We start from the raw sequence: 13004 nt of genomic DNA, 5'->3' as shown, positions 1-13004 counted from the left end.
ATGCCCTTTGCCAGAAAACTGTTCATTTGGCTTGCTACAGGCACAAATCCTACAGTAATGCCCCATTTGTACCTCTCAGTTTATTTCACCAATAAACCACGAGACTCGTTGAGTAATATTGTTCGCTCAGCAAGCTCTTTAGTAGTTAACAACTCATGGTAAATTTCGATGTATCGTTTTCTGATACGGCGAAACTCAAGTGAGCCATACGCCTCACCCATCCACTCCCGCTCGTTATCCGTAATCGCGTTATTGACCTCTTCTGGCAAGTCATAAATATAATCCAGATTGTGGAAGTTGGATGCATGCCAGATATCATATTCCTGCTCGAGGGGCTGGCCCAGCACGTAAGGGATCAGATAAAGATTTGCCAGCATCAGATCCGCCAGCCTGTAGCGTGCTTCCACCGGTTTGTTCATTCTCAGCAGGCCCAGAGACCAGCACAATTTCTGGACCGGTTCACCCGCATCATCAGGAAACTCCTCCTGGTACCAGTTAAAGTAACTCTCTGACTTTTTCAAATCGTTCAGGACCAGGTACAGACTGAACAGAACATATCGTTTACCACTGCCATCACTGATAAAGTGATACTCTTTTTTCTCTTTGTTGAGCGCCGATCGATAGCTGGAAATTCTGGCTTTCAGCTTTTTTTCAGTTTCAGGGAAGATATACATCGAATCTCTCAGAGTTTATTAACAAGGATGATTCCATGCACAGTTTATTTCATTCGGGATTGAATTTCACCAGACCAATTCCTTATTCTGATCAAAACAAACAACGGGTTTCACCATGCCCCAGCTGAACCAACCTTGCAGCAAACACTTCACCTACCGGCAGCTGATCGAGTGCGGTGAAACTTGGCAATCATCGTCTATTGATAACCTGCCACTGGCTGACAAGAGCTGGCAGGCCCTTGCCGATTTGGCGACCTATATACTCGATCCGGTTTATGAGCAGTTTGGTGCCCTGGAAATCACATACGGCTTTTGCTCCCCCACATTGGCGACGGCAAGAAAAAAACTGGCCAAAGAACAGGGCATGCTGCCCTCTATCTATCCCAAACTGGATCAGCACAGCTGCTTTGAAAAAAACAGGAAGGGAGACATTATCTGCTCTCGGGGAGGAGCCGCCTGCGATTTTCATGTGCCGGACACCTCATCACTGGAGGTAACCACCTGGATCGTCAAACAGCTCACCTTCGACAGGCTCTATTTTTATGGACACGACAAGCCCATTCACGTTAGCTATAACAAAGACTCTCAAAATGCAGCCATCTGCATAATGACACCCAAAACCAACGGCCAGGGCTACATTCCCAGAAACCTCACCCCTGAGCGTTTTCTTGAACAATTTCAGCTATAAATAAAAGCCATGAATGAACAAGAATGGTATGAAACGGTTGCACAACTGGAGCTTGGCAAAAAACTGCCTAAAGCACTCTATCTCCACCGTTCGGCGCTGAGTGAAACCGCACCGGATTTTTTCTCATGGATTCACCAGAAAGCCACAAACTCAGGCATACCGGAACAGCACTGGAATATCGTTCGCCTCCATAAAGACTGTTTCAAAGTCACCCTGCTCTACTATCCGGATTTCTACGACGAAGCCTATCCATCACTGCACTTCAGTTATGGGATAGACCTCGCCCAAGAAAAGATAAAACAGTCTGACTTTACCAGCTCCACCAACCCGCCTATCCTCCATCGCAAAGAACACATGATCCTCCCCTCAGACCCTAACCACGCAGACTTTTGTGAGATTACCCGGGAAGGCGAAGCTGCAGGGCTGTATGAAAACACTCGCATCATTGGATTCCGTAACAGCTGGGAAACCCTGATCAAAGACAAAGGCTATGAACTACTGGATGGTCGTCTATTCCGAAGGGCAGCCATCGACTTAACCGAACCACAAACACAACACAAGGTTGACCGCCACAAAACCGCACTGAGCCGGGACAGCCTTTCAAGCCCCATGAAAACGCTGGCCAATAATGGCTACCTGAAGGGGCAATACACCGTGTTTGACTATGGCTGCGGCCATGGCGATGACCTGTCGGAATTACAGGCCCATGGCATCACCGCCAGTGGCTGGGATCCAAACTGGCGACCCGAGGGCAAAAAAACAGAAGGGGACCTGGTCAACCTTGGCTATGTCATTAATGTAATCGAAGACCTGGAAGAAAGGGTTGATGCAGTACTCGGAGCCTGGCGCCTGACCGGTAAATTACTGGTGGTATCCGCCATGATTGCCAGCGAACAGCACATCCGCAAATTCAAGCCTTTTAAAGACGGTGTACTCACTAGCAGAAATACTTTTCAAAAATACTTCAGCCAGACTGAACTCCAGATCTTCATCGAACAGATTCTCGATGAAGAACCCATCCCGGTAGCACCGGGGATCTTTTACATTTTCAAAGACAAAGACGAAGAACAGCTCTACCTGGCCAATAAGCAACGCCGAAGACCACAATGGAAACAGCTGGTTCAAAAAAGCAGGCCCACCTCCAACAAAAAACGGCTATTAGAAGAAAACCGTCAGCTATTGGAAAATTTCTGGCAGCGCTGCCTTGAACTGGGTCGGTTACCCACCGCCGACGAATTTGAAGAATCCAAGCTGCTGGCAGAACAGATAGGCTCCCCCAAACAGGCCTTTAATCTGTTAAAGGGTGAAGCAGATATCCAGGCATTGGATCAGGCGGCAAAAGAGAGAACGGAAGATTTACAGGTCTACTTCGCCCTACAGCAGTTCAATAAAAAACGTATTTACAAACACATGCCAGACCCTCTGAAAAGAGACATCAAAGCCTTCTTTGGTGATTACAAAACAACCGTTGCAGAGGCTCGTGAGCTGCTGTTCTCCCTGGCAGAACCCAACCTTATTGACCAGATGTGCGAACTGGCCCATCAGCAGTTACCAGCCAGTATCCTTAACGACAGCCACTCACTGATCATCCATAGTCGTTTTATTAATGACCTGCCGCCCCCATTAAGAATCTATGCCGGTTGTGCCACACAGCTTTTTTCGGAAACCGATGGAGTGGACCTGGTAAAAATTCATATCCGCTCCGGCAAACTGACCCTGATGACCTACGAGGGTTTTAATACCCAACCCATTCCCATGCTTCGTGAACGGGTCAAAATCAACCTGCGCCAGCGTACTGTCGATTTTTTTGACTACGGCTATGGCGACTACGATCCACAACCACTCTACTGGAAGTCCCGGCTGATCGACGCAAGTTTTCCCGATTATGGCAAGCAGCAGTCATTTGATAAACGCCTTTCCGGCTTGAACATTCCTGAGCTTGCTAACGGGCATGGCCCTTCATTAGAAAATCTGACTGACCTGCTTCAAATGAAGCACGGACTCACGATTAAGGGTTACCGGTTCTTTAACGCATAGGGCCGTTTATACAATAGTCAATCCAGCAAACGAGTTGGACGATAAGCCCGATCCTGGTGAATTTTACAGCCGACCTTCACCACCCCTTGGTAACATTTTGATTTTAAACGATTAAATATCGTGCCAACCATATATTCGAATAGAATATATGGTTCAAAATCAGATGATTACGTTATTTTGGTGGTGAAAGTGGGTTACAGGGCTGCCGGAAATGAGTTCCGGCAACCATCACCAAAAATTTCATCCGAGCCAGCGTCAACCCCAGCTTCTCAGCAGCTTGTTCCAGCAGTACTTCATCGCCCTCTTCATCCAACAGCGCATCCATGGGTTCCGCAAAAGCTTTCAAGGGCTCCGCGTATTGTTCGCCAATTCGCTCTACCAGCTCTGTAACACGACGCTTTACATCCCGGCGACTCAGCCCCAGCTCATTGCCAACTTCATTGAGTCTGCGGTCTTGTACACTAAGCTTCAATAAAATCTGGAAATCCTGTCGATCCAGTTCTTTCTGGATCATGGCCTGAACCCTGGCATAAGGTCTGGTGAAATCAGCCACCAACTCAAGGGGCTTGGCAGGCTCTTCCAACACTGGCGACGGATAATCCTCAGCAGAATCCTCGGCAATATAATCATTATCTAATGAATGACCACGATCATAAGGTTTACTCTCAACGCTCGGGGATGCGGAGGAAAAAGAGGATTTCAGGGCTGAAGCCTGCTCTTTTACTTTCTTGGCCAGCTCAAATACATTGGCCCGTTTTGAAAGCAGATCAACCATTTTTGGCTTGGGCGTTGAATAAGCTGGTTCCTCTTCAACTTCTTTATTGCAGGGTACCTCATCAATAGCCACCCTGTTAGCCAAGAGCTGCTTCTCCAATTCAACTTTGGTCAAGAAATCGGCTTGCGCCTCTTTATCCAAACTGTTAAATACAGTCAGCTGATCAGCGGTTGGTTCACGACCTTCCAGAAGTCGCTTTTTATAAGTGAACAACCTGGCTGCATAGATCTTTTTTTGCTGCTCCGCTCTGCCATGATCACCTGCAACACTTTTAGTATTCTGGCTATCATCAACAGGCTCTGCAGAAGCAACATCACCGAGACTATCGTTTTCTTCAAAGTCAGCCTGTTCATCTGAAGCGTCTGAGCTATTCTGAAGCTCATTCAGCTTAAGTTGAATCAGCTCCCTCAGCTTTATCGATTCCGGTGTCGAGAAGAATTGCAGCTCGGCTAAAATAGCCTGCTGAACCGACACTTCGGAATCACTGCGAAGATGCAGTATTTTTAACTGTGCTATCGTTTTGCCAACATAAGGACGAACTATTGAAAGCTTATCCTCCACCGGTTCGGCACTATCCTGAACAACCTCTCTGACCGAGTCCTCGGCCATATCCTTCGGCTCTTCTTTGTCTAGCACACTCAAACGGCCCCGAACCCGATCACGCAGTCGGATACATTTGATCACAGACCGATGCTGCAACTCTTCGTAAAGGTCCTCCAGCAACTGCCTGTTGGTATAAGCCTGCCAGTAGAGTGCCTCCAACTGTTGAACAGTTTTACCAATATATGGGCGTGATGTTTTTGTTTCTACTTTTCCCTCAGCTGTCCGTTCTTCTTGAGCCACTTCAGCAACAACTTCAGGGCTTATCAACCCTGCTCCTGAATCGGGAAGAACTTTCTCTGCCCCACCTGCTGACAAGGCCTCTAAACGTTCACGGACTCGTAGTACAAATATTCTCGCAACCGATGATGATCGGTAACTGAGTTCTTCCAAAAGTGTCTTTAGAGCATCAGCATCAAAATTATCTTTAAAATGATCTCGAACCAGAGCCTGATCGCTCACATCAGAAAGGGGGCGTTCAGTCGTGAGCAAGACGTCAGAAGCACTGTTATCATTCAGAAGCGCTTCAGAACCCACTTCTGATTGAACGGACTGAGTATGAAGCTTCAAAACATCCGGGTGACGACGGATACCAGCCTTAATCCCATCAGCCAAGCCCTCATAGATCTCTTTGGCGTGCTCCGAGGCAAACAGCATAAAACCTTCACCATCCATAATGAACGGCATCTGTCTGCTGTGATGCGCCTCCAAGATAGAACCCCAGCCAAGCTGTGATGTTGTCAGAAAAAAAGCGGAATATTCTTTTTCAGGCTTTATTGATTGCTGGTACTGCGTTTTAAGATCCATGAATTTTACTTTTTCACATCATTCACCCAAGGCATAAAAGCTCTGGAAGATACGGCTAATTAAGATAGCCCCATGAGAAAATTTTTCTTCCCCACAAGACCATTAACTCAACTCAACTTTCCAATATTTTTTTCATTGTATGGAATATTTTTCTACGCTCTTAGTAGTGTTGACCGCAGACAACTATAGGAATCCCATACCCAAGAGCTAACCAGCCGCCCCCTTTCTCAGAAGGTATACAAATCTTCCGCCTTCATCTTTGCTCTGTAACAAATCATGATTCAAAAAAATACAGAATTTTGGGATATCTCTTTGAGTGGATGGGTCTGTGGCAGTCATTTCGAGCACGTCACCACCCGACATTTTACGAATTATATTGTGTAACAACATCACCGGTTCAGGGCATATAAGTCCAGTCGCATCGAGATGATGAGTAATCTCATATATTTCTGACTGATCTATCTGGAACATAATTTATCACTTCCAATCGTCGCATGTACGTAATTCTTGCACTATTTTCTCTTCCTCTACACTGCTTTTTTACAAACAGGTACAGCGATGAGTGGCAAACGTCTAAGTGAATTCAGCCATACTTTCCCGGCTGTCCGAGGTATACAATCCGGCAGGCCTTGCTATATAGCTATGTGCCCGATGCGTTTACTTCCAAAAATATTTATTTTTGATGAAGAAGAAGTACCACCGGAGCTGCGAGCCCAGCGCATACTGAATCGCTCACGCATACCGGAGATTGCTAATTATCTGCTTGAGAACCGAGAAGATTACACACTATCAGCAATCACGGCTTCAATAAATAATCAGGTACACTTTGAACCACTGGCAGACACAGGAGTTGCCGTAAACCTTGGGCTTCTCTCGGTACCGATGGATGCCCAGATCCTTATCAATGATGGGCAACATCGCAGGGCTGCTATCGAAGACGCAATCAACCAGAATAGCGAACTGGGTCATGATAATATCCCGGTTTTGTTTTTCAGCGACGATGGCCTTAAGCGTAGCCAGCAGATGTTTGCAGATCTCAACAAACATGCAGTCAGGCCCAGTGATTCGCTAAGTACACTCTACGACCTTCGGGACCCTGGTTCAGCTATGGCAAGATATATCGTGGCCAACGTATCATGCTTTAAGAAGCTGACCGAGATGGAGAAATCAAGCATTTCAAACCGAAGCATCAAGTTATTTGCCCTCAGCAGTGTTAAACTGGCTAGCCGCAGTCTTCTCCGCAAAGGGTCAAAAGATGCAATTTCCCGTGGGGAGATGCAGTTAGCCACAGAATATTGGCAAGCTGTTACAGAGGCGATGCCAGACTGGAAAGACACGGAAGAGAGAAAAGTTTCCTCAGCAGAGCTAAGAAACCATTTTGTACATGCGCACGGCGTTACTCTTCACGCTTTGGGTTGCGCTGGAGCGGACCTGCTTACCCAGTACAGAGATGATTGGAAAAGTCGGTTGGACAACTTGAAAAACATTGATTGGTCTCGATCAAATACAGAACTATGGGAGGGGCGTGCCCTTCTACATGGTCGGCTGAGTAAAGCCCGTACCAATGTCGCATTAACTGCCAATGTGATACGTAAGGCTCTAGGTGTTCGGCTTAACCCGGAAGACCAGTCTCTTGAAGAGACATTTTTGCAATGACAGATGAAACCCTTTTATACCCCGGCATTGATGAGATGCTGGCAGACATGGATACCCCTTATGCAGGTAGACCTCTCAAAGACCTGGTTTTCGAGATTCAACAGCTGTACCAGCACGATGACAAACCCTGGGTGATTGGTTTCTCTGGCGGTAAAGACTCCACTACCATCTTGTCTCTGGTCTATACCGCACTACTGAACCTGAAAACGGAAGAACTGCACAAACATGTCTATGTGGTTTCATCTGATACGCTGGTAGAAACCCCGGTTGTGGTCGATCAGATCAAGCACGTTATTGATGCGGTGAACAAAGGTGCTCAGGTACACAACTTGCCAATCACCGCCCATCAAGTTTTCCCAAAAACCAACGAAACCTTTTGGGCAAACCTATTAGGTAAAGGCTACCCAGCACCAACAACCTCTTTCCGCTGGTGCACTGAGCGCATGAAAATCGATCCGGTCAGTGACTTTATCATGGATAAGGTGGCTCGCTTCGGCGAAGTAATTGTGATCCTTGGTTCCAGAAGCCAGGAGAGTTCTTCCCGTGCTCAGGTGATTGCCAAGCACAAGATTGATGGCAGCATACTTGCCCGCCACACTTCTCTGCCCGGTGCTTTCACTTACATGCCTATCGAAAGCTGGACCCATGATGAAGTCTGGATGTATCTCTTGGCCACCTATGCGCCCTGGGGTGGCACAAACCGTGAATTATTTAACCTTTACAAAGGTTCTAATGCCGGCGAATGCCCTCTAGTGATTGATAAAAGCACGCCATCCTGCGGAAATTCACGTTTTGGCTGCTGGACCTGTACCGTCGTCACCAAGGATAAAGCCATTGAAGGGTTAATTGAAAATGGGGCAACCTGGATGGAGCCACTCTTGAAATTCCGTCAGAAGCTCTGGGACAGCACCAAACCGGAAAATAAAGCCGAACTCCGTAACACCCGCCGTCGTGATGGCCGCATCAGTTATGTTCGCAGCCGCTCTGTTAATGATGATGGCACCCGGGATATCAAAAGAGCGTTTGGCCCTTATAAGATGAGCGTTCGCCAGGAGTGGTTGAAAGAACTCTTAACCATCGAAAGAAATCTGCGGATCCAAGGGCAAGATATAGAACTAATCACTCGCCCAGAGTTACACGCTATCCGAAAAGAATGGCTCCATGACCCACTGGATCCAGACTGGACTGATAGTCTGCCAGCCATCTACAAAGAAGTGTATGGTGAAGACCTTGACTGGGTAGAAAACGATGCAGGCGCTTTCACCAAGCCGGACGCAGATTTATTGAAAGAGCTTGAAACAGATTATGAGGTTCCAGCCGAGCTGATCATGAAGCTGATTGAGCTGGAACTTTCCATGGAAGGGCTCAGTGTGCGCCGTGGTCTGCTCCGGAAAATGGAAACCCTGCTCGAACAGGACTGGGATGCCGACTCCAGCCATGAATACCGGATCAAAAGCGTTGAACAGCTCGACAGTTATGAAAAAGAGATGAAAGAGTTGCGTGAGAAATATGAGGAACTTGCATGATCCTGGAAGAGCTGGAAATTTGTGACTTCCGGGTCATCAGTGGTGTTGAGACAGTTAAACTGGCACCAGAAATACGACACGGACGGAAACGCCCCATTATTCTCTTTGGTGGTTTGAACGGCGCTGGTAAAACGACCACACTGACCGCAATCCGTTTGGCACTTTATGGCCGCCATAGCCTTGGCCACAATGTTTCCAACAAGGAGTACGAGGAATACCTGAAAGAGTCTGTGCACAAAAGCAGAAACTCTCTGGTACAGGCCAATGCCGCTTATATTCACCTGAGCTTCAGTTATGCAACCCGTGGCGAAGTGTCACGGTACACCGTTAAGCGTGCATGGACGGTTAATGGCAAGGTTAAAGAAACCCTGAAGATAGAAAAAGACGAAAAACCACTCGAAGAACTGAGCTACGAACAATGCCAGGGATTTCTGAATGAGTTGGTACCTATCGGTGTTTCCGATCTTTTCTTTTTTGATGGAGAAAAAATTGCCGAACTGGCAGAAGACAATACCGGCAAGGCATTGGGAGCAGCCATCAGAAAGCTGCTAGGGCTGGATGTTATCAACCGTATGCGGGACGACCTGGCTATTTACCTGCGGGAGAAGAACACGGCGGCGATGCCAGAAGAGCATCAGCACATCATTTCGACACTGAAAGAAGAGTACGATATTGCCTATGCCAGCTACAAAGAAGCACTGGACAAGCAAAGCGAAGCCATACGTCAGATTGCGCTGATCGATGATGAGATAAAAAAGTCTGAGTCCTATATCTCTAGTAAAGGGGGAGAGTGGGCTCGGTCTCGCACAGAAGAGCAGGGGCGCATTGACCAGCTATTGGCTGAAAAGAAAATGCTCGAAGGTCAGTTACGTGACTGCATGGCTGGAGAATTCCCATTAGTCATTGCCATGAACAAGGTGGAAGAGCTCCTGCAACAGCTTAAAATCGAACAGGACTACAAAAAGCAACTACTGCTAAAAGCCACACTGGACCAAAAGATCACTACCCTTAAAAAGGCTCTGGAAAAAACGCTGCACAATAAACAGCTCGTTGAGCAGGCTGTGACAGAAGCGTTTGCCGATGTATTTGAAGCTGCGAATACCGTTGAAGTAATTCATGACTGTTCTGACAAACAATTTGCAAGAACTGCACACCTGATACGTGAAGTACTCCCCAACGCCAGAAAGCAAATGCTGGAGCTAGGGCAAAGCCTGGCGGATATCCAGACCGAGCTTGACAATGCCAGCAAAAACCTTGAGCGAGCACCGGACGAAGCTTTCCTGAAAGATGAGCTGGAACAGATCAGGGCGTTTAACCAGAAGCGGTCTGAGATGGTTGGCGCAGCAACGCTGGCCAAAGAAGAAGCAAAGAAATCACTGAGAACGGCGATGGATATCATGCGCCAGATGCAGAAAAAGGAGTCGGAGTTTAGCGCTAATTTCTCCAGCGGTCGGGCTTATGAGCTGGCAAAACGTTCCCGAGAACTGTTAAATGAGTTTGCCGAAAAAGCAACAATTAATAAGGTCAAACAGCTGGAAGCAGAGTTTGTACGCTCCTTCAAAAAACTGGCCCGTAAAGATGACATTAGTATTAAAGCAACGATCAACCCAAAAACCTTTGACGTTTGCTTGTTGAACAAAAATGGTGATGAGATCAATAAGCAGCAACTGTCCGCCGGTGAGAAACAGATCTTTGCGATCGCCATGTTGGAAGCCCTGGCTCGCACCTCTGGCCGTAAACTGCCCGTAATTATCGACACACCATTAGGCCGTCTCGACAGTAAGCACCGCAGCAAGCTGGTAGAAAGTTACTTCCCGACGGCAAGCCATCAGGTGGTAATTTTGTCTACGGACACTGAGATTGATAAGGAGTACTTTAACACTCTGTCACCTCATATTTCCCATGTGTACGAGGTGGACTATATCCCTGATGAAGGACGATCTGAGTTCCTGAAGCGCCAGCGTTACTTTGGTCAAAAGCTGGAAGATGAGTCTGTAAGGGAGTTTACCCCGAATGTTGCCTAATCAATTTCGTATATCCAAAAAAGCAACAGATACTTTGGCTATGATGAAAGGCCGTACGGGTATCACACCCAATATTCTGGCTCGTTTGGCAATCGCACACGCACTAGAATCGAACTCATTAAGTCAAGATATTACTTCTACACCTGGAGATCAGGTTTTACATACCTCAACCTTATTCGGAGAGCATGCTGAGATGTATGCCATGCTTATTAGGCAACAATCCGAGGGCATAGATATTTCAAAGGCTGTTACTCAATTAATCGATAACGGCCTTGGTATTTTTACCGGGGTTAATAATCTAAATGATCTTTTCATAAAATGTAAGGAGAAGGTGGCATAGGCCACCTTTTTTATTTCAAAGTCACAGTGTAACTTTTAATTGATTGTATGGGATTTCACTTAAATCAACTCCCAAACCATCTGCACTCTTAACACCACAAGCAATCAAGAGTAAATTCCTTATCTGCGTTCTGCCTATTCCAGAAGCTTGTATATTTGTAAAATCTACATCACTAGCCTTTTTTAATATTTCAGAGAAATATGTCTCACTTCCATCCAACGTATTGTGAAAATCAAAAAGCAGCTCTTTCAAAAAATCAAAAGACGCCTGAATTCCAACAGTTTTTACGATATAGCTTTTCTCAATACTTTGATTCCACAGCACACTATTTAAAGCCATAAAATAATTTCTAACTATTTCATAAATAGCCTCATCATAGCCATCAATATAAAGAAATCTTAGAGGAGTACCATCATTACTAAGCAATTCAGATCTTGATCTTTTCGATATTGGTAAAGATAGTAAATCATGCCTATCTTTTTTTGGGTTTTTTGAAATCAATTTCAAAACACCATCTACAATTGTCGCCATGGATACCGACCAGACAGGCTTATCCAAATTACCTGATGGCATCCCAAGGGTTATTTTTGATTTCAACGGTGTATCTTCAACATTTAACCGCCTAACAATGGAGACTGCCAACGTTTCTGGTACCCAAGTATTCTCATCCGAGCTTTCTATATCAAAGCCAAACAAATTATAAGCAAGGCTACGATCAACTTTTTTCTGATTAAAGTTAATCGTAGAAAACAAATATGCATGAAAAGGCACTGGTAGATCAGTATAAATTGCGCATAGCAATTCCACATTTAAATACTCTTTCTCACAGTATTCAAAAGCATGCAACCTATGCTGACCATCAATTATTGAACCTAGCTTTTCTCCAGTAGGTATAATTAACTTACCATCCTCAATCTTCCATGAAAGATTATCATCATCACCAACATATTCTCCATTTGGTTTGTAGTTAGCCCCTATAATAATTGCATTAGGGAAAGCAGCCTCTTTTGTTCTAATATAGTCAGCAATTTCCTTCAGCCTTTTTTCACTCTCTAAGCGTTGAGTACCCTCTATTGACAACCCATTATCACGAATCGATGCCGGAGCAGAATATGTTACCTTAAGTAAGTGCTCAACTCTGATGCTAGCGATATAAAACTGTCCTAAAGGTTGTGTTACACTAAGTGCAGGAGTTTCAAGAAATGGAATACTCATTTTCTACCCTCTGCTCGATTCTTCATTAATGCATCCAATGATTTATCTTGGGCTGTTTTACTTGCATGATCAGACCCAACTGTCGCCTGCTTTATTTCTCTAGCAGTAATATCAAACTTTCCTGGAATAATCAGCAACCACCACAATAAAAAAAGAAGTAAAACTGCCACACCCATACAGAGCAATGACCAGACTAAAGATTCAATATTAAGAGAAGCTATTGTTCCTGTAATGATTAGTACCACGATAGTTATCACAAAAACAACATACCCTTCAGTTTCTACATTTTTTTGCATGAGAAAATCAGCAAGAATTGCAGATAACAAAGCAAACACATATGTCATTAAATTGGATTTTAGCCCCTGTATCCCATCAAACAAAGGTAACCAAACACCTACACCGCCTGCAATAATTACAACTGACAATAAATACAAAACCGGTGCTGGTGCATGGAAGCCAGTACTTATATTTTTTGAAATTTCTTCTCTGAGCTTTGTCCAGTCACTATACTTGCTCATTATTACCACCCTATACAAGTCCTGAACCTTACTTTATATAAAAGTCAAAAAACTAAAATTAGAAAAGAGCTAAATAAAACAATGCTAATAACACTAATTTCTAACCCTTAACTCGTTATACGGATTCACCATGATTAGCAAGCA

General features: G+C 45.3%; 11 protein-coding genes. 6 read left to right on the top strand and 5 right to left on the bottom strand.

What is annotated here, in order from left to right; genetic code table 11:
• Positions 1–80 precede the first annotated feature (80 nt).
• A complete protein-coding gene (locus ACO6UY_RS14660) occupies positions 81–674 on the bottom strand; it encodes a hypothetical protein (RefSeq protein ID WP_422490396.1) in 594 nt (197 codons plus the stop codon).
• Positions 675–789: 115 nt separating this feature from the next.
• Here ACO6UY_RS14660 and ACO6UY_RS14655 point away from each other — a divergent pair, with 115 nt between their 5' ends.
• Together ACO6UY_RS14655 and ACO6UY_RS14650 are read left to right on the top strand one after the other, a co-directional pair.
• Positions 790–1362, top strand: coding sequence for a hypothetical protein (locus tag ACO6UY_RS14655; RefSeq protein ID WP_422490394.1), 573 nt, complete (start codon positions 790–792; stop codon positions 1360–1362).
• Positions 1363–1371: 9 nt separating this feature from the next.
• The gene (locus tag ACO6UY_RS14650) at positions 1372–3399 is read left to right on the top strand and encodes a DNA phosphorothioation-associated putative methyltransferase (RefSeq protein WP_422490392.1); all 2028 of its coding nucleotides are present in this window, start codon (positions 1372–1374) and stop codon (positions 3397–3399) included.
• A 172-nt stretch (positions 3400–3571) separates the two neighbouring features.
• Here ACO6UY_RS14650 and ACO6UY_RS14645 read toward each other — a convergent pair whose 3' ends face one another.
• On the bottom strand, positions 3572–5581 hold the full coding sequence (locus tag ACO6UY_RS14645; protein ID WP_422490390.1) for a hypothetical protein: 2010 nt from the start codon (positions 5579–5581) through the stop codon (positions 3572–3574).
• Between the two features lie 207 nt (positions 5582–5788).
• Complete coding sequence (gene tusA / locus ACO6UY_RS14640) at positions 5789–6052, bottom strand: sulfurtransferase TusA (RefSeq protein WP_422462992.1); 264 nt, start codon at positions 6050–6052, stop codon at positions 5789–5791.
• Between the two features lie 36 nt (positions 6053–6088).
• On the opposite strand from tusA, the gene dndB reads away from it, so the two are divergent.
• Genes dndB through ACO6UY_RS14620 form a run of 4 tightly spaced genes read left to right on the top strand, consistent with a single transcriptional unit; the run spans position 6089 to position 11127 of the window.
• Entirely contained in the window at positions 6089–7237 is a 1149-nt protein-coding gene (gene dndB / locus ACO6UY_RS14635) for a DNA sulfur modification protein DndB (protein WP_422490388.1), read from the top strand.
• Positions 7234–8763 (top strand): DNA phosphorothioation system sulfurtransferase DndC, encoded by a 1530-nt coding sequence (gene dndC, locus ACO6UY_RS14630; RefSeq protein WP_422462996.1) that lies wholly within the window; start codon positions 7234–7236, stop codon positions 8761–8763. The genes dndB and dndC overlap by 4 nt, the downstream gene beginning before the upstream one ends.
• Complete coding sequence (gene dndD, locus ACO6UY_RS14625) at positions 8760–10787, top strand: DNA sulfur modification protein DndD (RefSeq protein WP_422462998.1); 2028 nt, start codon at positions 8760–8762, stop codon at positions 10785–10787. Before dndC ends, dndD begins: the two co-directional genes overlap by 4 nt.
• Complete coding sequence (locus ACO6UY_RS14620; protein WP_422139542.1) at positions 10777–11127, top strand: DndE family protein; 351 nt, start codon at positions 10777–10779, stop codon at positions 11125–11127. Before dndD ends, ACO6UY_RS14620 begins: the two co-directional genes overlap by 11 nt.
• Positions 11128–11148: 21 nt before the next feature.
• On the opposite strand, the gene ACO6UY_RS14615 is transcribed toward ACO6UY_RS14620, so the two are convergent.
• Both ACO6UY_RS14615 and ACO6UY_RS14610 read right to left on the bottom strand, forming a co-directional pair.
• Positions 11149–12342, bottom strand: coding sequence for a DGQHR domain-containing protein (locus tag ACO6UY_RS14615; protein WP_422139543.1), 1194 nt, complete (start codon positions 12340–12342; stop codon positions 11149–11151).
• A complete protein-coding gene (locus ACO6UY_RS14610; RefSeq protein WP_422139544.1) occupies positions 12339–12860 on the bottom strand; it encodes a hypothetical protein in 522 nt (173 codons plus the stop codon). The genes ACO6UY_RS14615 and ACO6UY_RS14610 overlap by 4 nt, the downstream gene beginning before the upstream one ends.
• Positions 12861–13004 lie beyond the last annotated feature (144 nt).

The organism is Endozoicomonas sp. ALE010, assembly GCF_049310165.1.
GTDB lineage: Bacteria > Pseudomonadota > Gammaproteobacteria > Pseudomonadales > Endozoicomonadaceae > Endozoicomonas.
The sequence above is the reverse complement of the archived record's forward strand: the minus strand, read 5'-3'. Positions and strand labels throughout refer to the sequence as shown.

What these genes read in the sequence shown, in the direction of transcription:
- ACO6UY_RS14645 (WP_422490390.1), bottom strand. Translation starts at nt 5,581, where the DNA reads ATGGATCTTAAAACGCAGTACCAGCAATCAATAAAGCCTGAAAAAGAA.
- ACO6UY_RS14620 (WP_422139542.1), top strand. Translation starts at nt 10,777, where the DNA reads ATGTTGCCTAATCAATTTCGTATATCCAAAAAAGCAACAGATACTTTG.
- ACO6UY_RS14615 (WP_422139543.1), bottom strand. Translation starts at nt 12,342, where the DNA reads ATGAGTATTCCATTTCTTGAAACTCCTGCACTTAGTGTAACACAACCT.
- ACO6UY_RS14610 (WP_422139544.1), bottom strand. Translation starts at nt 12,860, where the DNA reads ATGAGCAAGTATAGTGACTGGACAAAGCTCAGAGAAGAAATTTCAAAA.
- tusA (WP_422462992.1), bottom strand. Translation starts at nt 6,052, where the DNA reads ATGTTCCAGATAGATCAGTCAGAAATATATGAGATTACTCATCATCTC.
- ACO6UY_RS14650 (WP_422490392.1), top strand. Translation starts at nt 1,372, where the DNA reads ATGAATGAACAAGAATGGTATGAAACGGTTGCACAACTGGAGCTTGGC.
- dndD (WP_422462998.1), top strand. Translation starts at nt 8,760, where the DNA reads ATGATCCTGGAAGAGCTGGAAATTTGTGACTTCCGGGTCATCAGTGGT.
- ACO6UY_RS14660 (WP_422490396.1), bottom strand. Translation starts at nt 674, where the DNA reads ATGTATATCTTCCCTGAAACTGAAAAAAAGCTGAAAGCCAGAATTTCC.
- ACO6UY_RS14655 (WP_422490394.1), top strand. Translation starts at nt 790, where the DNA reads ATGCCCCAGCTGAACCAACCTTGCAGCAAACACTTCACCTACCGGCAG.
- dndC (WP_422462996.1), top strand. Translation starts at nt 7,234, where the DNA reads ATGACAGATGAAACCCTTTTATACCCCGGCATTGATGAGATGCTGGCA.